This is a genomic window from Bacillus testis (genome assembly GCF_001243895.1).
Classification (GTDB): Bacteria; Bacillota; Bacilli; order Bacillales; family DSM-1321; genus Bacillus_AD; species Bacillus_AD testis.
The window spans coordinates 753564-775894 of record NZ_LN851186.1; the positions used below are offsets into that span (position 1 = coordinate 753564).

Consider the following 22331-nt stretch of genomic DNA (forward strand, 5'->3'; position numbering starts at 1 on the left):
TTTGTCACCTTTACTTGTATGCATAAAGGGTACCGTTCATGATGCACGATCATATACAATATATTTAGTAATTTATTACATTTTAAACGAAATTGTCATACAATGGAAGATGGAAAGTGAAAGACAAAGGAGATACGTTCATGGATAAAAAATATAAGCATTTTGAAACCGCTGTCATTCATCATGGCTATGATTCCAAACAACATGCAGGCAGTCTTTCAGTCCCTCTTTACCAAACATCCACATTTACTTTTGAAAATGCCGAACAAGGGGAGCAGCGCTTTGCCGGGGAAGCGGATGGATTTATTTACTCGCGGCTCGGGAACCCGACAGTAAGGGTCCTTGAAGAAAAAATGGCCATCCTTGAAGGCGGGGAAGCAGCTTTGGCATTTGGCTCCGGCATGGCTGCAGTATCAGCGGTATTGCTTTCTTTAACAAAGGCCGGAGACCATATTATTTGCTCACAAGGGCTTTATGGCTGTACATTTGGCCTGCTTCAATTGATGGAAGAGAAATATAATATCTCCCATTCATTCAGCTGGCTGAGCAATGAAGAAGAATTGCGCCAATTGATCACTCCGCAAACCAGCTGCATGTATATTGAAACACCTATCAATCCAACGATGAAAGTGATTGATTTAAGTATGGTTGCGGCTGTTGCCAAAGAACATAATATCCCCGTCATAGTAGATAATACGTTTTCTACACCATACTTACAAAAGCCGTTGGAACTTGGGTGTGACATTGTATTGCATAGCGCCACAAAATATATTGGCGGCCACGGCGACGTTGTTGCCGGCGTAGTGGTTGGCAGCCGCGAGCGCATGGAGCATATCCGGGGAACGACCCAAAAAGATATCGGCGGCATCATTTCCCCTTTCGACGCCTGGTTATTGACCAGGGGATTAAAAACCCTTCCTGTCCGCATGGATCGCCATTGCGAGAACGCTGAAAAAATCTTTAGCCGTCTGAAGGAGCACAAGCGTGTCAAAGCTGTCTATTTTCCTGGAGATGAAGAACACCCTGATTTTCTCATCACGCAAAAGCAAATGCGTAAGGGCGGGGGCCTCATTTCCTTCGAAATGAATGGCAGCAAAAAAGACGCCCAGCGCTTCCTGAATGCGCTGCAGCTCATAAAGATTGCTGTAAGCCTTGGCGATACCGAAACGTTGATTCAGCATCCCGCTACGATGACGCATTCTGTCATCCCGCTTGCTAATCGTCTTGAAATGGGCATCAGCGATCAACTGATCCGCTTGTCGGTCGGCCTGGAGGCATGGGAAGATATATGGGAAGACTTAAAGCAAGCTTTGGATTCGCTTGCCTAATGCTTTAAAAGAAAAACCTGCCGTCATCTACAGATTGGCAGGTTATTTCCGCTTGCTTTACTCTTGTTTAGAAAGTTGATTGATGTCCCTCTAATGCTCAGTAGAATGATGATGTTTTTCTTTTTCTTAGCAGTGGCAGGCTAATCAGAAGTATGGCTGCCAGTGCAAATGCTGTGTAAGCTACGGATGCATGGCTGTCCCAGTTTTTTATGCCGATGCCAAAAAATGCCCAAATCGTCACTAACGGAAAAAACCAATCCCGCTGAGCATAGCGGAAGGCGAGGGCGATGCCGGCTGCAACTGCGAGCATGATATAGGTCCAAATCTCATCGGAAATACCGAAACCGTTCCAACCGATATAGGTTAGGTAATAAGCGACGTTAACGATCGTGGCTACGGTAATCCAACCGAGGTAGAAAGAAAATGGAAGATAGTCCCATAGCGTATGCTGGACTTTTTTGATTCTTGTATAAAGTAAAATCAAAGAAACCAAGAGCAGGATCATAACAATCACGCTGGCAAGGAATTGTTCATAATGCCAAACGAATATCCAGGCGATATTAAAAATATTGACTGCTACAAAATAAGGGGATGCTGTGCGGTAGGCAGCTGAATTCCGCCGCTTCCGCGAGAATTGCCGTATAACCCAAATAGCGAGCAAAAGGTAGATGAGGCTCCATATGCTAAAGGTGAAGCCAGCCGGGGTAATCAACACGTTTTGCTGGCTGGAAATCTCTCCCGTGGTTTTGCCGTTTAAAGGTAATGTCTCACTGAATGTATTGACAATAACAACGAGGATAAATGTAATGATATTTAACCACAAAGCGATCATTTTATCCCTCCTTCATAGCATTATTATTCCACAATCCTTTAGGCCATAACCTTTTTTACGGCTATACTTGTCAACAATAAAAAACCAATATATACTAAAAATAGATTATTCAGAAAAAAAGGAGGTGTCGGGGTAATGGAACGTTCAATCGCGTTGCGTATCGTCATTTTAGCGTTTTTGTATATATGCAAGGCAATTTTTCATGCTGCACTTGTTCAAGGGAGAAGTCTGCCCTTTTTTAGAACAACTGCATATGAAAATGGAACGTAATTGCCTCTTCACCATATGAAGTAACGTACAAGAAGAGAGCGCAGGCTCTTTTTTTGTTGTTTTTAAGCAAATAGTGAAATTGTGCTAAAGCCATGGCAATGCGTTACACGCATCAGCTATGGCTTTTTTGGCGTATAAAAAGGAGAATGAGCTATGACGATTTGTGCATGTCAATCAGTTAAGAAGATGTTTGGAGGAAGCCCGGTATTTACAAACCTTTCTTTTGAGATTCAGGAAAAAGAAAGAATCGGAGTAGTAGGGGCCAATGGAAGCGGGAAAAGTACTATTTTGAAACTAATCGCAGGTTTGGAAAAGAGTGATGAAGGGACGATTGCTATTAAAAAGGGTACTAGAATCGGGTACTTAGCCCAAATTCCCGATTTTCCGGAGAGTTGGACGTGCTTGGAAGTCCTCCATTCAGCATTTGACTCGGTCAATCAGCTAAAGTTGCAGATGGCCGAACTGGAAATCAAGCTATCCACAGAAGCAAGTGAAGAGCAGATGGGCAAGTGGCTGGACTCCTACGGCAATCTTCAGGCTCGATATATGGAGCTTGGCGGCTATGAGATTGAATCAAAGATCGAAAAAGTAGCGAATGGACTGAAAATCAAGCCTTTGCTGCAAAATCGTTTCAGCCAAATGAGCGGAGGGGAGCGTACGAAAGTAAACCTAGCCTATATGCTGCTCCAAAAGCCCGACTTGCTTCTCTTGGATGAGCCGACCAACCATCTGGATATCACTTCTGTCGAATGGCTTGAGCAGTACATCGCCTATTATGAAGGAACGGTTATGGTTGTATCGCATGACCGTTATTTCCTGGATCAAGTAGTGACAAAAATCATGGATGTTGAAGAGGGAGAAGCTCACATCTATCACCACTCTTATTCTGGCTTCATAGAAGCTAAAGAGAAAAAACTGTTGGCAGAGTTTCAGGAATTCCAGGAGCAGCAAAAGAAAATCAAGAAAATGAAGGAGGCCATCAAGCGATTGCGCGATTGGGCCAACCGCGCCAATCCTCCTAGTGAAAGCCTGCATAGACGGGCGACTAATATGCAGCGGGCATTGGACCGTATGACTGTGAAGAAAAAACCGATTATAGAGAGCAAGAAGATGAATTTACGATTTGAAGCTAGTTCTCGAAGCGGGAAAGAAGTGATTCAAATGAAGAATATAGCCAAGATTTTTCATGATGAATTCCTTTTCCATAGTGTAGATTTGCATCTGCAGTATAAACAACGGGCTTGTATAGTCGGCGACAACGGTTCGGGAAAAAGCACATTGCTGCATATCTGCCTCGGGCAAACAACTGCCGATGAAGGGGAAGTCAAGATGGGAAGCAATGTGAAAATCGGTTATCTGTCACAGCATCATCGATATGAGAATCCCGACATGACAGTGCTTGATACATTCAGAGAAGAAGTGGCTGTGGCAGAAGGGGAAGCGCGACATATCCTTGCGCAATTCCTGTTTTATGGGGCATCGGTATTCAAGCGTGTCGGGGGATTGAGCGGTGGCGAACGGATGAGGCTTCGGCTGGCACAATTAATGCATAGTGACCTGAATCTGTTGCTGTTAGATGAGCCAACCAATCATCTGGATATAGAGTCAAAAGAAGTATTGGAAGCAGCTTTAGATTCTTTTGAAGGAACCATTTTAGCGGTATCGCATGATCGCTACTTCCTCAATACATTATTCACTAAAACGTTTTGGCTGGAGAATGAAACACTCCAGGCTTATGAGGGCCCGTATGATTGGGCCAAGCAAAAACGGAACGAATAGGAGAAAAGCAAACAGGACCCTTAGCCAGGGTCCTTGTTTGCTTTAGTTGGTGATTTTAAATTCCGTATATCCCTTTGGTTCCGGGAGGTCAGCCAGGCTGACATGTTCTACCTTAGAGAAACGCGGGCCTTCTGATATTTTCCGGATAAATGTCTCCATCTGGCGATCGGGACCCTCCGCTTCCAATTCGACGTCCCCATTGTTCAGATTGCGCACCCAGCCTTTAATATCATAGGCGACTGCGGTCGTTTGTGTGAAAAAACGGAATCCCACACCTTGCACATGTCCTTGAATGGTCATTGCTACTGTACGCATCTGATCAACCCTTTCATTATGTGAACGTTAGCTTGCTTATATGGTACCATAGCACGTTTCTCACTTGTATAAACAAACAGTATTTTCCATATATATGTTAGAATAATGATGAAAAGCAATAGGAAAAGGGGGATGGACAGGATGCGATTGGAAAATAAAGTAGCAATCATCACAGGTGGAGCGAATGGAATCGGATGGGAAGCTGTCAATTTGTTCCTTAGAGAGGGAGCTAAAGTGGCGATTGCCGATTTTAAAGCGGAAGGGATGGAAGCCCGTTTGGCAGGGTTGGACACTTACCGCGATCGTGTAGCTTTTTTTCAGGTGGATGTAGCAAACCGGGAAAGTGTGAATCAAATGGTTGCCGGTGTGGCTGACCGTTTTGGCGGCATAGATATCCTTGTTAACAATGCGGGAATAACCAGAGATGCTATGCTTTCCAAGATGAAACCAGAGGATTTTCAAGCCGTGATTGATGTCAATCTGACTGGTGTCTTCCATTGTACCCAGGCTGCTGTGCCATATCTTATTGAGAGTGGGCAAGGACGCATCATCAATACTTCTTCGGCAGCGGGACTGAACGGCAATATTGGACAGACAAACTACTCCGCAGCAAAAGCAGGCCTGATCGGCATGACAAAAACATGGGCAAAAGAATTAGGGAGAAAAGGCATCACAGTAAATGCGTTGGCTCCAGGTTTCATTGAGACGTCAATGATCGAGAGCGTGCCGGAGCAGCTGCTGGCCCAGGTGAAAAACATCGTATCGCTTCAGCGGTTGGGTAAGCCGGAAGACATCGCTAATGCCTACTTGTTTCTAGCTTCCAATGAGGCTAAGTACATCAATGGGACTGTCATAGAGGTGGACGGCGGCATCATGATGTGAAGAAGAAACCAAAAAACCGCTGGAATAGTTCCGGCGGTTTATAGCTGTCTGATCTCCTGTAGCCAGCTTCGCTCTTACTGGGCAAATGTCTGTAGCATATCCTCTTCGATTTCTCTCCAAATAGAAGGGTCAGATACATAAAGTTCCCTCATTTTTCCAATATGTGATTTAAAGGCTTCCTCGTAGGCAGGATCGTCTTTAGCCGGCAGTCCTGCACGCAGTTCCGTGACTTTTTGTTGGACAGACGGTGCCCGCGGGCCCCATTTGGCTACTTCATTTCCTTCTTCATCGGCAAGGATGATGATCGGGATGGAGCGGGCAGTGCCATTCGTCAAATATTGATCCATTAAATCGAGATTCTCATCGCGGATCAGATAGCGGGCTTCAATGCCAGCTTCATGTGCAATGGCCATGAATACAGGCAGGTTGACCATGGCATCGCCGCACCAGTCGGCCGTCAAAACCAATGCGCGAAGGCGGTGGGGCTTCAGCAGCCCTGCCTTCTGCGGAGAATGCAGCGTGAATTGCTCTTTGATTTGCAACATATTGTCCTTATTTGTTTGCATGTAGTCAATATACTCCTGCTCATTGTACCCTTTGTCGAACCATGTACGTAAATCCATAAATATCCCCCTTGCTTCTTTTTTATAACCCGTTCTATCTGGCGCTGAGGCTTCCTCTTTTAAAGGAGAGTGAGGCAAAGGAGTGTAAGCGGGAAGATCAAGCGACAGTAAGAAATCGATCAGTTGAACCAATCGGCATATGGAATGCGCTTAGGCTATATTGTTATTAGATTAGCATGGTAGATTGAATTGTTTAAGTTTTTTGCATTTCATTGTTTATTTGTTATAATAGCGTTGAAAAACGATAGAATTCAACATGTGGAGGGGCCGGTGTTGCCGGCTGAGATTGCATCCGTTTCAGATGCTGACTCTTTGAACCTGATCTGGGTTATGCCAGCGGAGGGAACATTTATTACTGCTTGGGAACACTGCGTAATGCATGCTCACGTCCGAAAACATGATTTCGGGCGTTTTTTATTGTGTTACAGCGTTGAGCACCAAGGGCGAAGACGGTTTTTGCCAAAGTAAAACAGTCTTCAACTTCACATGTTTGAGTATCCAAGGAGGAGGAACACTAGTGAAAAAAGTGCTGTTTATACTGCTGGCTGTGATGATGGTATTAGCTGGCTGCAGCTCTTCTAATGACGAATCATCAAAAGAGGGCAATGGATTAAAGAAAGTGACAGTCGTCCTTGATTGGACGCCCAATACCAATCATACAGGCTTATATGTAGCGAAAGAAAAAGGGTATTTTAAAGAACAGGGACTGGACGTGGAAATCGTTAAGCCGGGCGAGACTGGGGCAGACCAGCTTGTTGCTTCCGGCAAAGCTGATTTCGGCATAGGCTACCAGGAAGGATTGACCCAGGCCCGCGCTCAAGGGGTGCCGCTTGTGTCAATCGCTGCCATCATCCAACACAATACCTCCGGATTTGCCTCTCCTGCAAGCAAGAATATGAAGAGTCCAAAAGACTTCGAGGGAAAAAAATACGGTAGCTATGGATCACCTGTTGAAGAAGCAATCATGAAATCCATCATGGAAAAAGAAAATGCCAATGTGAAAAAAGTGGACATCTTGAACATAGGCGATACGGATTATTTTACAGCAGTGAAAAGGGACATCGATTTTGCGTGGATTTATTATGCTTGGACAGGGATTGAAGCGGAGCTGAGAGGGGAAAAGCTCAATATGCTGTATGTGAAGGATTATAGCGATAAGCTCGATTACTACACGCCGGTTCTGACGACAAGCGAAAAAATGATCGCTAAAGAGCCGGATACAGTCAAAGCCTTTGTTGCGGCTGTGTCCAAAGGATATGAGTTCTCCATTGACCATCCGGACCAAGCGGCAGACATTCTGACAAAAGCAGAGCCTGATCTTGATCAGGAATTAGTCAAGAAAAGCCAAGAGTGGCTTGCATCCAAATATCAGGATGACGCTAAGCAATGGGGTCTTCAGAAACTTTCCGTCTGGAAGGACTATGGAGAGTGGATGAAAGAAAACAAGCTGCTTGAAGGGGACTTCAACCCGGAAGAAGCCTTTACCAATGATTTCTTGCCAAAAAAATAAGAGACGAGACGGGAGGAATAAATAATGGCTAATGCATTAGTGAGCGTGCAAATAATCCCAAAGGGCAATCATGTGATCGAGCTGGTGGATGAAGCGATTGCTGTCATCCATGATTCAGGTGTGAAGTATGAAGTCCATCCATTGGAAACAACGATGGAAGGAGACCTGGCGGAATTGCTGCAGGTTATCGAAAAAATGAATCATCGCATGATTGAACTAGGTTCGCCCAATGTAATCTCGCAAGTCAAAATTCTCTTCCAGCCCGAAGGAATTACACTGGGCACGTTAACGGAGAAATACAGATGAAAAAACGTTCTTTATGGAAGAAGGGTGCACCCTTCTTTCTTCTTTTAAGTTTATTAATCCTCTGGGAATTGATTGTTCGAATCTTTAAAGTCGAAACCTGGCTGCTGCCGGCTCCTTCCGCCATTTTTAAAGAAGGAGCGGCAGACTCTAGCCGGATCATGGAGCAATTGGCATCGACTGTTGAGCTGTCGCTTTTAGGTTTAATGATCGGCAGTGCAATCGGGCTGCTTTTGGCTGCGTCCCTTCATTTATTTCCGGCTGTCAAGGATGCAGTGTATCCTTTGTTGATATTGTCGCAGAATGTGCCAATTATTGTGCTGGCTCCCTTATTGGTCATCTGGTTCGGATTCGGGCTGTTGCCGAAATTAATCGTCATTACGCTTGTCTGTTTTTTCCCGGTGGCTGTTGCCGCGTTGGATGGATTGCGGCAAACCCCATATGAGTTGAAGCATTATTTTGAGATGATGGGCGCAAGCAAACGGCAATTATTTTGGAAACTGGAGCTTCCACATTCCTTTCCTTTTGTTTTTTCCGGATTGAAGATTGCCGCCACATACAGTGTCATGGGTGCGGTTATTTCCGAATGGCTCGGCGCAAAGCAGGGAATCGGAGTCTATATGACGATGGCATCCAAGTCTTTCCGGACGGATCGTGTATTTGTTGCCATCTTCATCGTCATGGCATTAAGCTTGTTATTCTTCTTGTGTATTTCACTTTTGGAGAAATATACAGTTTCATGGAAAAGAAGGGAGGACCAAGAACGAGATGCTCGACATTAAACATGTATCTTATGCTTACAGCCATGATCAAAAAGTCTTATCCGATCTTTCCTTACAGGTGAATGATGGGGAGTTTGTCAGCATTCTTGGCCCCTCTGGAAGCGGTAAAAGTACGCTTTTCCACTTGATTGGCGGCCTGTATCGGCCTGAGCGGGGCGAGATTTTACTGGATGGAAGAGAGATTATCGGAGAAAAGGGCCATATCAGCTACATGCCGCAGCAACCTGCACTGCTACCTTGGCGTTCGGTGTTGGACAATGTGGTGCTAGGTGCAGAGCTAGCTTCAAAAAAGGCAGATAAAGGTGAAGCAAAAAAATTGCTGGAGAAAGCAGGACTGGCAGAATATGCGAATGCGCTGCCCCATCAGCTGTCCGGAGGGATGAAGCAAAGAGTCGCTTTTCTGAGAAGCCTGGCAAGCCCGCAGAAATTGATGCTGCTGGATGAGCCTTTTTCCGCTTTAGATGAGCTTACTCGCCTGTCTATGCAGAACTGGTTATTGAATGTATGGGAAAAGAACCGCAGATCGGTCCTTTTCATCACCCACAGCATAGAGGAAGCCATTTATTTATCGGATACCATTTATGTCTTGTCATCCAAGCCTGCATCTATCGTTACAAAGGTTGCCGTTCCTTTTGCGCGGCCGCGGAGAGAAGAAATGGCACTGGAGCCGGCTTTTATCCAATTGAAGCAGGAGCTCTATGCGTTATTGAAGGAGCGATGAATATGCAATTGATTGACAGCCATATCCATTTGGATACATATTCGGAGGAACAAAGAAGAATCATCTTGAATCTTCCAGAAGTAGATTATTATATTGCGGTCTCTATGGATCTTGCTTCCTGTAAAACGAACCATCAATTAGCGCTGCATGATCCACGAGTCAAGCCGGCGTATGGTTTCCATCCGGAGCAGGAGCTGCCGAAGCAAGAGGAGATTGACGCACTGTTTCGTTGGATGGAACAGCATGTGGATACAATGGTTGCCGTAGGGGAAGTAGGTTTGCCTTATTATAAGAGACAGGAAAACCCCGGATTGGAAGTGCAAGGTTATATCGAGTTGTTAGAAAAATTCATCCTGTTCGCCAAGAAGCATAACAAACCAATCGTCCTGCATGCTGTTTACGAAGATGGCGCTATAGCCTGCGATCTCCTTGAAAAGCATGGCGTCACAAAAGCCCATTTTCATTGGTTCAAGGGAGAGGATGTTCTCATAAAAAGAATGATCGATAATGGATACAGCATATCCATCACCCCTGATATTTGCTATGAAAAAGAAATCCAGCATCTAGCAAGCCTGTATCCACTTGACCGGATCATGCTGGAGACGGACGGTCCCTGGCCCTTCGAAGGACCGTTCCGCAATCGGATGACCAATCCGCTCATGATCAGGGACAGCATGTATAAGTTAGCGAAAATCAAAGGAATCGAGACAGAAAAAGTATGGGAGAAAACATTCAGGCATAGTATTCTTTTTTATGGACTGTATAATGGAGAGAGTTAAGCATTTACAGGAGGAAAAATGAAAACAAATAATAAGAATAAAGGGAGCTTCAGGCCCTTCCTTTCCTTAATGAAGGCAACCAACCCATCCTATGGGAGACTGATATTCGCTTTGGGCCTAAGTGTTGTTACGACATTGGTCAGCCTTTTGATTCCATTGTTGACGAAACAATTGGTGGATGGGTTCAGCATGTCTTCTTTATCCGTAAAACAAATCAGTTTGATCATTATCGTGTTCATTGTACAAGCAGCATTGAGCGCCTATGCTACATACGCTCTCGGCTATAATGGCCAAAAAATCATTGCCGGCTTAAGGGAATTGCTGTGGAAAAAGCTTGTCAGGCTGCCAGTAGCTTATTCGGACCGTAATGGTTCTGGCGAAATGATCAGCCGGATGACGAATGATACGATGGTGGTCAAAGAATTGATCACCACCCATATAACGGGCGCCATAACAGGTATTATATCCGTTGTCGGCAGTATCATTATTCTCTTCGTCATGAACTGGCGACTGACATTGCTGATTTTCATTGTCCTGCCGGTTGCGGCTGCCATATTGGTGCCAATCGGCAAAATGATGCACTCTATTTCAAAAGAAACACAGGCTGAAACAGCAAAGTTCACCGGTATACTGAACCAGGTGCTGCCGGAAATCCGCCTTGTAAAAGCTTCTAACGCAGAAGAAATTGAATACGGGCGCGGCATGAAGGGAATTTCAACTCTGTTTAAGCTTGGTTTAAAGGAAGCGCGGACGCAATCATTGGTGGGCCCTATCATCACCTTGGTGTTAATGGGGGCGCTTGTTGCTGTGATCGGCTATGGAGGCATGCAAGTATCAAGCGGTGCTATCACGGCCGGTTCGCTTGTCGCCTTCATTCTGTATCTGTTCCAGATTATTATGCCGATGGGGCAAATCACCGTATTTTTCACACAACTGCAGAAATCGATTGGGGCGACTGACCGCATCATCGATATATTGAATGAAGAGGAAGAGGATCTGCAAGCGGGGAAAAGCTTAGTGGATGCAAAACAAATGATTGCTTTCAACGATGTTTCTTTTTCCTACGAAGAAGGCGCTGAAATTCTGTCCCATATCAATCTTCATATTGAGCAAGGGAAGGTAACAGCAATCGTCGGCCCGAGCGGAAGCGGAAAAACAACCATGTTCAAACTATTGGAACGCTATTATGCTCCTACTCAAGGAACAATTGAAATAGGGGGACAAGAAATCAGCGAGTTTTCGCTGGAATCTTGGCGGAAGCATATCGGATATGTGTCACAGGAAAGTCCTTTGCTTGCTGGTACGATCAAAGACAATATTTGCTACGGTTTGGACCGCCAAGTAACGGAAAGTGAGTTGCAAAAGGCGGCAGAAATGGCTTATGCTCTTGATTTCATCGAGGAGTTGCCAGATGCTTTCGAGACAGAAGTGGGCGAAAGAGGATTGAAGCTTTCAGGAGGGCAGCGCCAGCGTATCGCCATAGCGAGAGCATTGTTGCGCAATCCTGAAATTTTGATGCTGGATGAAGCGACCTCAAGTCTCGACAGCCAATCGGAACAATCAGTGCAAATGGCACTTGAACGTTTGATGAAAGGCCGGACAACCATTGTCATTGCACATCGGTTGTCCACTGTTGTTGATGCAGACCGGCTTGTATTCTTGGAGAATGGTGTCATTACCGGAATCGGCACACATGATGAGCTGATGGAAACCCATGCTTTATACCGGGAATTTGCACAGCAGCAATTGAAAATAAATAGTGAACTTCAGAAAAAAGCATGAAAATAGGAAAACCCCCTCAACTTAAACGGTTGCAGGGGATTTTCCTATTATTTTGCCAATTTATTGAGTTTTTTAATCATACTGATTGATTTGCCGGTACCGATGGCAACCGATTCAAGCGGGAAAGGCGCCATCCGCACAGGTACAGCTATTTCATTAAACAGCCAATCCTGCATGCCGTTCATGAGCGCACCGCCCCCGGTCAAAACAACACCTTGATCGACAATATCTCCGCTAAGCTCCGGAGGGCAGTATTCCAAGGTGGATTTAACGGTATGCAACATTTGAAGGAGAGATTCTTTCATGGCTTCCTGGATTTCCAGCGAGGAGAGAGTAATCGTTTTGGGAAGTCCCGTCACTAAATCTCGTCCTCTTACTTCCATGGTACTTTCCTCATGATCAATAAGAGCATATCCAATTTCCATTTTTACTTGTTCAGCTGTCCGTTCGCCTATTAAAAGATTATAATGCTTCCGGACATGTTGGACGATATCGTCATCAATTTGGTCGCCGCCGATGCGGATCGAATTGCAGGCAACGACACCGCCATACGATATAATGGCAACTTCCGTCGTGCCGCCGCCGATATCGACGATGACCGATGCAACCGGCTCGTCCACCGGCAAATCTGCGCCGATCGCAGCAGCGACGGATTCCTCTATCAGGTGGACCTGTTTGGCGCCGCAGCTTTTGACAGAGTCTTCAATGGCTCTGCGTTCAACGGATGTAGAACCGGAAGGCGCACAAACAACAACAGTCGGTTTGCTAATGGATAATTTAAGTATTTTGCCTGTTTTTTTCATAATATGTTTCAGCATTGCGGCTGTGTGATCGAAGTCTGCGATAACGCCATCCTTCAAAGGGCGCACAGCAACAATATTACCGGGCGTTTTACCTATCATGTTTTTGGCTTCCATTCCTACAGCCAAAATTTCATTTGTTTGGATATCCATTGCGACAACAGATGGTTCATTTAAAACGATTCCTTTATTTTTAGTGTAAACTAATGTATTAGCAGTTCCTAAGTCAATACCTATCTCTGTAGAAGAGAACATGTACGTCACCCTTTCGATAAGTTTGACCCCCCATCTACCTATTCTATAGGAATCAGACAGATTGTAAATGGAAGTGACTTTTACAATTACATTACAAACTTTGGCCGCTGTGTATCATCGTCTGCCGATCATGTTTCTGGAACATAATGAAGTAAAGGATGCCGCTTAAGACTGAAAATCCACAGAGGATGGCAAAGGTTGCCTGATTTCCGAACCATTCAGTCATGGGAATCGCCAACGGGGCAATCATACGGCCGACAGTATTGCGGAGAGAGGCTGCGGCAAAATATTGGCCCCGCATATGGCCGGGCGCGATTTTTGAAATAAAGCTATTCTGAATGCCGACCGTCATGAGCTCACCTAGAGTGAAGATCGCCATGCTTAAAATCAATCCCCATACTAAGTGTGTGCCGCCCGCAATCAACATGGAGATGCCGTAGACCAATGAAGCTGCCACGAATACATTTCTTTCTTTAAAGCGGTCCATCCATCTGGAAACGATAATAGTGAACAGCACGACGAATAGCCCATTTTCCGCAACGAGCAGTCCAAATGTTTTAACCCCCGTTACAGTGAAGCTCCAATCCCCCAATTGAAAGAGCGTCTGGATATCGACGACTTCTTTTGTATATACAGGAAACAGAAGATCCAATTGCATGAAGGTCATTGCATTCAATATACCTGCGACAATAAAGAGGAGAAAGACATGATCTTTTATGATCACTCCATAATCCTTTACTTGTGAAATCAAAAAATGAAGCCCACTTGTTTCTCTTGAACGGCGAACTTGTGGCAAATTCGCCGGGAGCGTTTCTACAATCCATTTGGAGTAGACGATGCCAAGCAGGATATTGGAGATTCCCGCTAACAATAACAACTCGAAACGATGGTCTTTGTAAAAAATACTGCCGACAATCGGCCCAATCACGACAGCTATGTTTACGGAAGTATAGAAGAGGGCGAATACGCCACTTCGGTCCCGTTCGTTTACTATATCCGCAATCATCGCTTGGCTGGCCGGATAGTAAATGGAGCTAAAGACGGATACGATTGTAAAACAAAGAAAGCCAATCCATGCAGAATCCAGCCATGGTGAGGAAGCAAGTGAGAATAATAGATAAGCAACCCCTTGGCCGATGCTGGCCAACACCATCATTCGCTTCCTGCCAAAACGATCGGCGAAAAAGCCGCCCATTAGGTTAGCGATTACAGCAAAAGCCTGCGAAACAATCAATAAAATGCCTGCCAGCGATTTACCGAACTCTTCAGAAAAGTAGATGGCTAAAAACGGGAAGAACATCCAAAATGTTATATTCACCAACGCTTCGCCACCTAGGCGAATTTTTAAATTGGCGTTCCAATCTTTAAATCTCATTATTGTGCCCCCCTTTGAAGCAATTCATTTCTTAATCATACGATTTTTTGTATGATTCAGACAAGTGCGGCGGCAGAGCTGAACTAGAAGAGAGGGTGGACATTTGTACAAGTTGTGAAAGCTCTCTGAACATCTATCAATAATACCCTAAGGGGTATATAATGATGATAGATGGCAAATAACAGGAGGATATCTAATGGCTAAAAAAATAATCATTGTCGGCGGAGTGGCCGGCGGGGCAACTGCAGCTGCCAGACTACGTCGTCTGGACGAACAATCTCACATTGTCTTATTCGAAAAAGGGGAGTATATATCTTTTGCGAATTGCGGTCTTCCTTATTATATAGGAGGTGTCATACAGAATCGCCCGTCTTTATTGGTACAGACAGTTGAAGGCATGTCCCAAAAGTTTAATTTGGATATCCGCAACAAGACAGAAGTAATCGGCATCCTGGCAAATCGAAAAGTAATCATCGCCCGCAATATCGACACAGGCGAACAGTATGAAGAATCATATGATGAATTGGTTCTTTCTCCCGGCGCGAAACCGATCGTACCGCCTATCACTGGTTTGAAGGATGCAAAGAACGTATACACATTAAGAAATGTGCCCGACACAGACCGCATTAAAGTTGCTGTCACCGAGCAGCAGCCAGGTAAGGCGGTGGTCATCGGCGGTGGTTTTATTGGTCTGGAAATGGCAGAAAATCTAGTGGAGCTCGGAATAGAGGTTACAGTTGTTGAAATGGCTGCACAAGTAATGGCTCCATTGGATTATGAAATGGCATGTATTATCCATGAACATTTAAAGGCTAAGGGCGTGCGTTTAATATTGAATGATGGGGTTCAATCGTTCAGGGAGGAAGGAAAAAAGATTATCCTCTCAAGCGGAGAGGAACTGGAGACCGAGCTGACCATCTTATCGATTGGCGTGAAACCGGAAAATGAGCTGGCGGTAAAGGCAGGGCTCGAAATAGGAGAAAGAGGTGGAATAATTGTGGATCGATTTCTCCAAACGAGTGAGGAGCATATTTATGCAATTGGTGATGCTGTCGAGGTGAAAGACTATATTTTCGGTAAGCCTGCGATGGTGCCGCTTGCCGGTCCAGCCAATCGCCAGGGAAGGATTGTCGCTGACAATATATATGGCAAGAAAACAGAATACACAGGAATACTTGGCACTTCGGTGGCTAAAGTGTTCGATTTCACTGTTGCCACAACCGGTCATAATGAAAAAGCATTGAAACGTATGGGCATCGGGTATGAATGCATTCATATCCATCCGGCTTCCCACGCGGGATATTATCCAGGTGCGAGCCTAATCGCTATGAAACTGATATTTGACGGCGACAAAGGAACGATTTACGGTGCTCAGGCTGTCGGGAAAGATGGAATCGATAAACGTATAGATGTGCTTGCCACCGCCATTAAAGGTGGATTGACGGTTCATGACCTTCAAGAGTTGGAATTGTCATATGCACCGCCATATTCGTCGGCGAAGGATCCGGTGAATATCCTGGGCTATGCGGCTTCCCATATAGTAGATAAAGAGATTGAAGTGGCCCATTTCCACCAGATCGACAAAATCGTAGAGGAAGGCGGTTATCTAATAGATGTGCGGGAACCTCAAGAAAGGGAAAACGGCTATATTCCAGGTTCTAAAAATATTCCTTTGGGAGAATTGCGTGATCGGCTTCATGAATTGCCGAAGGACCGAAAAATTTATGTGGCATGCCAAGTAGGGCACAGAGGGTATTACGCTGCAAGAGTACTAGATTTAAATGGTTTTCAGGCTGTTAATGTGAGCGGCGGATACAAAACGTATAGTCAGGTCTATGGCAATAATTAAAAAAACAGCGGAGCGCTTAGCGCTTCGCTGTTTTAGCAGAAGTCGAAATAAAGTTATTTCCCGGACAATATCCGGGCATTTATTCTGTTTTCCGACAAGGGGTTACAAATAACTTGTTAAACGTTCGTATGCATTTTGGACGCGTTCTTCGGACGGCGGGTCTGTATCCTGTAGAGGATATTTCAAACCGAGTGCTTCCCATTTATAAACCCCAAGTTTATGGTAAGGCAGCACTTCTACTTTTTGGACATTTTTCAGTGTGCCAATGAATTTACCGAGCCGGTCCAGATAATCATTAAAGTCGGTGACCCCAGGCACAAGAACATGGCGTATCCAAACAGGGATTTGTTTGTCGGATAGATATTGGGCAAACTTTAAAATGTGGTCATTATGTTTGCCTGTCAATCTCTTATGCTGATCGCGGTCAATATGCTTAAGATCAACAAGAATGAGGTCCGTGTAGGATAAAAGTTCGTCAAACTGCTCCAAAAACGCGGGTTTCTCGGAAAAACAGCCTCCCGAAGAATCAATCGTTGTGTGAATGCCTATTTCCTTACAAGCCTTGAACAGCTCAGTGACGAAAGGAATCTGAAGCAGTGGCTCGCCGCCGCTGACAGTAATTCCGCCGCCTGATGCTTCCATGAAGGGGATATAAGATTGCACATCCTGAATAATCTCATCAACGGACATTGTTTTCCCGGTACCTATTTCCCAGGTATCTGCATTGTGGCAGTATTGGCACCGAAGCTGGCATCCCTGCGTGAAGACAATGTATCGGATACCGGGCCCATCTACAGTTCCGCATGTTTCTATTGAATGAATATTTCCTGTTACCATAAAAAATCCCCTCCTGGCCCCCCGCCAAGGGAGTTGAAGGAGGGGAGCTTTGTAAAGATTTAATGAAGCTTATTTACATGCTGCCGTGGAACGTACGGTTGATCACGTCGATTTGTTGTTCACGTGTCAGCTTAATAAAGTTAACGGCATAACCGGATACACGGATTGTTAATTGTGGATACTCTTCAGGATGCTCCATAGCATCCAATAATGTATCACGGTTGAAGACGTTGATATTTAAATGATGCCCTTTTTTAGCTGCATAGCCGTCAAGAATCGCAGCCAGGTTGTTTTCTTGGTTGGCATCGTCTTTTCCAAGCGCTTTCGGTACCATAGAGAATGTATTGGAAATACCGTCAAGAGCATGTTGGTATGGAAGTTTAGCGACAGATGCCAATGAAGCAAGCGCTCCTTTTGTGTCTCTTCCGTGCATTGGGTTGGCGCCAGGCGCAAATGGTTCTCCGGCTCTTCTTCCATCAGGTGTATTTCCTGTTTTCTTACCGTAAACAACATTCGATGTAATGGTTAGGATAGACATCGTATGTTTGGAGTTGCGGTAAGTTGCATGCTTGCGCAATTTAGTCATGAAACGCTCCACTAAATCCACAGCCATTTGGTCGACACGGTCATCGTTATTGCCGTATTTCGGATACTCGCCAGTTGTTTCAAAATCGACAGCGATGCTGTTCTCGTCGCGGATCGGTTTTACCTGGCCGTAACGAATAGCGCTCAGTGAGTCGGCCACAACGCTCAGGCCAGCGATTCCTGTTGCCATCGTACGCAAGATTTCAGTATCATGCAAGGCCATTTCGATGCGCTCATACGCATATTTATCATGCATGTAGTGGATGACATTCAAAGTATTGATATATAATCCTGCCAACCATTCCATCATTGTATCGAAACGTTCCATTACTTCTTCGTAATCTAGGATTTCAGATGTAATCGGAGCGAATTTTGGAGCGACTTGTATTTTCATTTTTTCATCGACACCGCCGTTGATCGCATACAGCAATGTTTTTGCCAAGTTTGCACGGGCTCCGAAAAATTGCATTTGTTTACCGATTCTCATCGCGGATACGCAGCAAGCGATTCCATAATCATCGCCGTACTCAAGTCTCATCAAATCATCATTCTCATATTGGATGGCACTTGTTTGGATGCTCATCTTCGCACAGAATTTCTTGAACGCTTCAGGAAGCTTTGTTGACCATAGGACAGTTAAGTTTGGCTCTGGAGCCGGGCCGAGGTTGGACAAAGTGTGCAAGAAGCGGAAAGAGTTCTTCGTAACCAATGGAGTACCGTCAAGCGATACGCCGCCGATTGATTCAGTTACCCAAGTAGGGTCTCCGCTGAATAATTCATTATAGTCAGGTGTTCTTGCGAATTTAACAAGGCGCAGCTTCATGACAAAGTGGTCGACTAGCTCTTGGGCTTCTGTTTCTGTCAATGTGCCGTTTTTCAAGTCTCTCTCTACGTAAATATCAAGGAAGCTGGATACACGGCCAAGGCTCATTGCTGCTCCGTTTTGCTCTTTAATCGCAGCAAGGTAAGCGAAGTATAGCCATTGGAAAGCTTCACGCGCATTTTTCGCCGGACCGGAGATATCGAAGCCGTGGCTTTCCGCCATTTGTTTCAATTCGTCCAATGAACGGATTTGTTCGGAAAGCTCTTCACGAAGCTTGATTGTTTCATCGGACATAATAGTACTTGTATTGTTTAAGTCTTTTTTCTTTTCTTCAATCAAGAAATCTACACCGTATAGAGCGACACGGCGGTAATCGCCGATAATGCGTCCACGTCCGTATGCATCCGGAAGGCCAGTGATGATTCCGGCTTTACGGGCAAGTTTCATCTCTTGGGTATATGCATCAAACACACCTTGGTTATGTGTTTTCCGGTATTTAGTGAAGATTTCCTGTACTTCTTTATCTACATGGTATCCGTATGATGCAGCTGCATTTTCAGCCATTCGAATACCGCCAAACGGTTGTAATGAACGTTTGAAAGGTGCATCCGTCTGGAATCCGACAACTGTTTCTAAGTCTTTATTCAAGTATCCCGGCTGGTGTGATGTAATAGTAGAAACAATCTTTGTGTCCAAATCGAGGACGCCGCCTGCTTCACGTTCTTTTTTTGAAAGATCCATTACTTGTTTCCAAAGTGTTAATGTTGCCTCGGTTGGGCCAGCTAGGAAGGTATCGTCCCCTTCATAGACATTGATATTTTTGATAATGAAGTCACGTACATTGATTTCTTTGTTCCAAGCACCTGGTTGGAAGCCTTTCCATTGTTCCATAATTTATCCCGCCTCTCTTGTATAAGTAAAACAGTTTCGTATTTCTTTATATAACAGATTATATATGAAACATACTACTATTTGTAGCTTATATGGCGGATTAAATTCGAATCATTTGTGAATTGATACACAATTTTTTATTCTAATAGGATAATCGTAGGTGGATAGCGATTTCATTTTTGTTATTTGGCTGGAAAGGGGAAGTGATTGCAGCCGGTTCATAAAAATGTATTTATTCCAAGGATCAATTGAACCTTTTAAAGTCGATCAATTGTCAACCTGTATCACAATAATAAGAATACAAAAGAAACAGATAATGTAACAAGAGGTTTCCCGACTTTGTAGTATAGCGTGATAAGGATGTGAAAAAGCAGATTTTTTAGAAGTTAATCCCCGTTGTACGCTATTTTTAAACCTCTTACATACAAAAAAACACCCCATGGGGATGTTTAAAAGGTCGAAGTTGGTGGTAAGAATAAATTCAAATAGTTAAATTCGTCTTGCTCCAATATATTTAGGATTCCAGTATTTATTGGATAAGGAATCGATTGTTACGCCCCGTGAAGTGGACGCGTGCAGAAAATTATTATTTCCGATATAAATGCCTACATGTGAGGGCCCTTTTTTATATGTAGAGAAAAATACCATATCGCCTTTTTGCAATTGGCTTTTGTTAACCCCTGTGCCCTGGCTGAATAGTTGTGTGGTTGTGCGAGGCAATTTTTTTCCGGTTGCCCGTGAATAGGTATAGCCGATAAAGCCTGAACAATCAAAGCCTTTAGGGGTAGATCCGCCAAATCGATAGGCAGTTCCTATGTAATTCTTGCCCACTTCTATTACTTTTTCTTTTGCACTGGAAGATTGATAGGCAGCAGCATCTGCATAAGAAGGCAATAGGAATACTAAAACAAGAGACAGAGAGACGATTGATGATAGCATTAATTTCTTCATAAAGAGCCTCCGGGTATGTTTAATAGTTCGGTAGATTTAATATAGCAAATAATTCCTACTTTTAAATTTACAGGAATATTAAGTTTTGTTACAAAAATATTACAACATTTGACATAAATAGACTGAAAGACTGGATGGCATTGCGTTTGTAGAACGGAATGCTTTTTTGCGTTGTATAGAGCCGTTTGGGTCTAAAGTCTTTTTTTTGTGCAATTAAGAGCTCTTTTTAAAGGCCTTTTATCCTGATGTTTTTTTCCCTTTCATATTCCCACTATAAAAAATGAACAAAAACGCTCATGTATCTTCTATTTCTTCCGATAAAACTGATAGAAAGAATATAAGTGAAGTTGGGTGAGTTTCATGGATAAGACATCGATTATTGGGGTAATCTTGGGTCTCGTGGCAGTTGGTGTCGGTATGGTATTAAAAGGAGTCAACCCATCGGCTCTCTTAAATCCAGCCGCCATCTTGATTATTATTGTCGGAACAGTCGCAGCTGTCGCCATCGCATTTCCGACAAATGAAATTAAACGTATTCCTAAATTGTTGAAGATCATCTTCACGGAAAAAAAGGCTCCCAAACCGGAAGAATTGATTAAAACGTTCTCTGAGTGGGCAGTCATTGCCAGAAAAGAGGGATTGTTGGCACTGGAAGGAATATCCGAAAGTGTGGATGATCCATTTTTGCGGAATGGGTTGAATTTAGCGGTGGAAGGCCAAAGTGCAGAATATATAAGAGATATTTTGACAGAGGAATTGGATACAATGGAAGAGCGGCACCAATCAGGGGCCGCCATCTTCTCACAGGCGGGGACCTATGCGCCTACGTTGGGGGTATTGGGAGCGGTTATCGGCTTGATTGCCGCCTTGTCTCACATGGATAAAATCGAAGAGCTGAGTAAGGCTATTTCTGCCGCCTTTGTGGCAACATTGATGGGAATTTTCAGTGGTTACGTATTGTGGCATCCTTTTGCAAATAAATTAAAACGGAAATCAATGCAAGAAGTGGCCATGAAAAACATGATGATCGAAGGCATCTTGTCCATCATTGAGGGGGAAGCGCCGCGAACCATCGAACAAAAGCTGACATCCTATTTGCCGGCTAGCGACCGTAAAAAATGGCTTGAAGGCGAAGTGAACCAGGATGCCTAGGAAGAAGAAAAAGAAACGGCACGAGGATCATGTCGACGAATCGTGGCTTATTCCATACGCCGATATTCTGACCCTTTTGTTGGCGCTGTTCATTGTTTTGTTTTCTATGAGTTCGATTGATGCCTCGAAATTCAAACAGCTCTCCAAAGCGTTTGATGACGTATTCTCGGGCGGGACAGGAGTCTTTCAGTACCAAAGTCCTGTCGAGCAGGATCCCACAACCGGAAAAGAGAAAAGCGGTGCGTTGATGAAGGAACACGAGGAGAAGGGCGGACTGGGGGAAAAAGACCAAAAAGAATTGTCGGAGCTGCAGCAAAAAGTAAATCAGTATATTACGGACAATCACTTAAACCGGCAGCTAGGAACTTCGCTATCCGGTGAGGGGCTGTTGGTGACCATTCGCGATAATGTCCTGTTTGAATCAGGAAGTGCAGATGTGCGGCCTGGAGATAAAAGGATCGCTACTGAAATTGCTAAACTAATGGTCATGGATCCGCCTAGAAGCATTATGATCAGCGGATATACGGATAATGTTCCTATATCTACATCTAAATATAGTTCCAACTGGGATTTGAGCGTAATGAGGGCAGTCAATTTCATGAAGGTCTTATTGGAGAACCAAAGCTTGGATCCCGAGTGGTTCAGCGCCAAAGGGTTTGGGGAATTTAAACCCATTGCATCCAATGATACAGCTGAAGGAAGAGCGAAGAATAGACGGGTGGAAATCTTAATCAGCCCCAGAACAGAATTAAATCAGTAAAGTCTGCCTGACCGGCAGATTTTTTTTGTTCAGCAAAAAGAATCAGGGCGGCCATAAATGATAAGAGAAAGCGTGCAACCCAAAAAAGACCATAACTGCAAGGTCGTTATGGCAAGAGAGCTGAATGCAAAATGATAGTTGTGCCTG

21 protein-coding genes and 1 riboswitch are annotated in these 22331 nt (G+C 44.4%); of the genes, 13 read left to right on the forward strand and 8 right to left on the reverse strand.

What is annotated here, in order from left to right:
* The first annotated feature begins 140 nt into the window (after nucleotides 1–140).
* Nucleotides 141–1328: a methionine gamma-lyase gene (megL, locus tag BN1765_RS04215; protein WP_050613987.1), complete on the forward strand. Its 1188-nt coding sequence runs from the start codon at nucleotides 141–143 to the stop codon at nucleotides 1326–1328.
* Nucleotides 1329–1425: 97 nt separating this feature from the next.
* Here the strand turns inward: megL and BN1765_RS04220 are convergent, their stop codons facing one another.
* Nucleotides 1426–2160 (reverse strand): tryptophan-rich sensory protein, encoded by a 735-nt coding sequence (locus tag BN1765_RS04220; protein ID WP_050613988.1) that lies wholly within the window; start codon nucleotides 2158–2160, stop codon nucleotides 1426–1428.
* A 135-nt stretch (nucleotides 2161–2295) separates the two neighbouring features.
* Here BN1765_RS04220 and BN1765_RS20550 point away from each other — a divergent pair, with 135 nt between their 5' ends.
* A complete protein-coding gene (locus BN1765_RS20550) occupies nucleotides 2296–2430 on the forward strand; it encodes an RAxF-45 family protein (RefSeq protein WP_261797550.1) in 135 nt (44 codons plus the stop codon).
* Nucleotides 2431–2583: 153 nt separating this feature from the next.
* Nucleotides 2584–4209, forward strand: a complete 1626-nt coding sequence (abc-f, locus tag BN1765_RS04225) for a ribosomal protection-like ABC-F family protein (RefSeq protein WP_050613989.1) — start codon at nucleotides 2584–2586, stop codon at nucleotides 4207–4209.
* A gap of 42 nt (nucleotides 4210–4251) precedes the next feature.
* On the opposite strand, the gene BN1765_RS04230 is transcribed toward abc-f, so the two are convergent.
* Complete coding sequence (locus tag BN1765_RS04230) at nucleotides 4252–4524, reverse strand: acylphosphatase (protein WP_050613990.1); 273 nt, start codon at nucleotides 4522–4524, stop codon at nucleotides 4252–4254.
* A 141-nt stretch (nucleotides 4525–4665) separates the two neighbouring features.
* Here BN1765_RS04230 and fabG point away from each other — a divergent pair, with 141 nt between their 5' ends.
* Entirely contained in the window at nucleotides 4666–5406 is a 741-nt protein-coding gene (gene fabG / locus BN1765_RS04235; RefSeq protein WP_050613991.1) for a 3-oxoacyl-ACP reductase FabG, read from the forward strand.
* A 74-nt stretch (nucleotides 5407–5480) separates the two neighbouring features.
* Here the strand turns inward: fabG and BN1765_RS04240 are convergent, their stop codons facing one another.
* Entirely contained in the window at nucleotides 5481–6029 is a 549-nt protein-coding gene (locus BN1765_RS04240) for a thioredoxin family protein (protein WP_050613992.1), read from the reverse strand.
* 250 nt (nucleotides 6030–6279) lie between these two features.
* A riboswitch (TPP riboswitch) is annotated at nucleotides 6280–6391 on the forward strand.
* Between the two features lie 155 nt (nucleotides 6392–6546).
* Here BN1765_RS04240 and BN1765_RS04250 point away from each other — a divergent pair.
* From BN1765_RS04250 to BN1765_RS04275, 6 genes are read left to right on the forward strand one after another with little or no spacing between them, the layout of a single operon-like run.
* Nucleotides 6547–7539, forward strand: a complete 993-nt coding sequence (locus tag BN1765_RS04250) for an ABC transporter substrate-binding protein (RefSeq protein WP_187119421.1) — start codon at nucleotides 6547–6549, stop codon at nucleotides 7537–7539.
* 24 nt (nucleotides 7540–7563) lie between these two features.
* Nucleotides 7564–7845: a thiamine-binding protein gene (locus BN1765_RS04255; RefSeq protein ID WP_050613994.1), complete on the forward strand. Its 282-nt coding sequence runs from the start codon at nucleotides 7564–7566 to the stop codon at nucleotides 7843–7845.
* Nucleotides 7842–8624: an ABC transporter permease gene (locus BN1765_RS04260; RefSeq protein ID WP_050613995.1), complete on the forward strand. Its 783-nt coding sequence runs from the start codon at nucleotides 7842–7844 to the stop codon at nucleotides 8622–8624. Before BN1765_RS04255 ends, BN1765_RS04260 begins: the two co-directional genes overlap by 4 nt.
* Nucleotides 8611–9345: an ABC transporter ATP-binding protein gene (locus BN1765_RS04265; RefSeq protein ID WP_050613996.1), complete on the forward strand. Its 735-nt coding sequence runs from the start codon at nucleotides 8611–8613 to the stop codon at nucleotides 9343–9345. Before BN1765_RS04260 ends, BN1765_RS04265 begins: the two co-directional genes overlap by 14 nt.
* 2 nt (nucleotides 9346–9347) lie before the next feature.
* Nucleotides 9348–10124 carry a TatD family hydrolase gene (locus BN1765_RS04270; protein WP_315969825.1) on the forward strand — a complete coding sequence of 259 codons (777 nt, stop codon included), beginning with the start codon at nucleotides 9348–9350 and terminating at the stop codon, nucleotides 10122–10124.
* Nucleotides 10125–10142: 18 nt separating this feature from the next.
* Nucleotides 10143–11906 carry an ABC transporter ATP-binding protein gene (locus BN1765_RS04275; protein WP_050613998.1) on the forward strand — a complete coding sequence of 588 codons (1764 nt, stop codon included), beginning with the start codon at nucleotides 10143–10145 and terminating at the stop codon, nucleotides 11904–11906.
* Nucleotides 11907–11953: 47 nt separating this feature from the next.
* Here BN1765_RS04275 and mreBH read toward each other — a convergent pair whose 3' ends face one another.
* Both mreBH and BN1765_RS04285 read right to left on the reverse strand, forming a co-directional pair.
* On the reverse strand, nucleotides 11954–12961 hold the full coding sequence (mreBH, locus tag BN1765_RS04280; RefSeq protein WP_050613999.1) for a rod-share determining protein MreBH: 1008 nt from the start codon (nucleotides 12959–12961) through the stop codon (nucleotides 11954–11956).
* Between the two features lie 91 nt (nucleotides 12962–13052).
* Complete coding sequence (locus BN1765_RS04285) at nucleotides 13053–14336, reverse strand: MDR family MFS transporter (RefSeq protein WP_050614000.1); 1284 nt, start codon at nucleotides 14334–14336, stop codon at nucleotides 13053–13055.
* A 196-nt stretch (nucleotides 14337–14532) separates the two neighbouring features.
* Here BN1765_RS04285 and BN1765_RS04290 point away from each other — a divergent pair, with 196 nt between their 5' ends.
* Nucleotides 14533–16185 carry an FAD-dependent oxidoreductase gene (locus BN1765_RS04290; RefSeq protein WP_050614001.1) on the forward strand — a complete coding sequence of 551 codons (1653 nt, stop codon included), beginning with the start codon at nucleotides 14533–14535 and terminating at the stop codon, nucleotides 16183–16185.
* 102 nt (nucleotides 16186–16287) lie between these two features.
* Here BN1765_RS04290 and pflA read toward each other — a convergent pair whose 3' ends face one another.
* The 3 genes from pflA to BN1765_RS04305 form a co-directional block, all read right to left on the reverse strand.
* The gene (pflA, locus tag BN1765_RS04295) at nucleotides 16288–17022 is read right to left on the reverse strand and encodes a pyruvate formate-lyase-activating protein (RefSeq protein WP_050614002.1); all 735 of its coding nucleotides are present in this window, start codon (nucleotides 17020–17022) and stop codon (nucleotides 16288–16290) included.
* A gap of 73 nt (nucleotides 17023–17095) precedes the next feature.
* A complete protein-coding gene (gene pflB / locus BN1765_RS04300) occupies nucleotides 17096–19321 on the reverse strand; it encodes a formate C-acetyltransferase (protein ID WP_050614003.1) in 2226 nt (741 codons plus the stop codon).
* 489 nt (nucleotides 19322–19810) lie between these two features.
* A complete protein-coding gene (locus BN1765_RS04305) occupies nucleotides 19811–20272 on the reverse strand; it encodes a C40 family peptidase (RefSeq protein ID WP_050614004.1) in 462 nt (153 codons plus the stop codon).
* A 360-nt stretch (nucleotides 20273–20632) separates the two neighbouring features.
* Here BN1765_RS04305 and motA point away from each other — a divergent pair, with 360 nt between their 5' ends.
* Both motA and motB read left to right on the forward strand, forming a co-directional pair.
* Nucleotides 20633–21424 (forward strand): flagellar motor stator protein MotA, encoded by a 792-nt coding sequence (gene motA / locus BN1765_RS04310; RefSeq protein ID WP_050614005.1) that lies wholly within the window; start codon nucleotides 20633–20635, stop codon nucleotides 21422–21424.
* A complete protein-coding gene (gene motB, locus BN1765_RS04315; RefSeq protein WP_050614006.1) occupies nucleotides 21417–22184 on the forward strand; it encodes a flagellar motor protein MotB in 768 nt (255 codons plus the stop codon). The genes motA and motB overlap by 8 nt, the downstream gene beginning before the upstream one ends.
* Nucleotides 22185–22331: the final 147 nt, after the last annotated feature.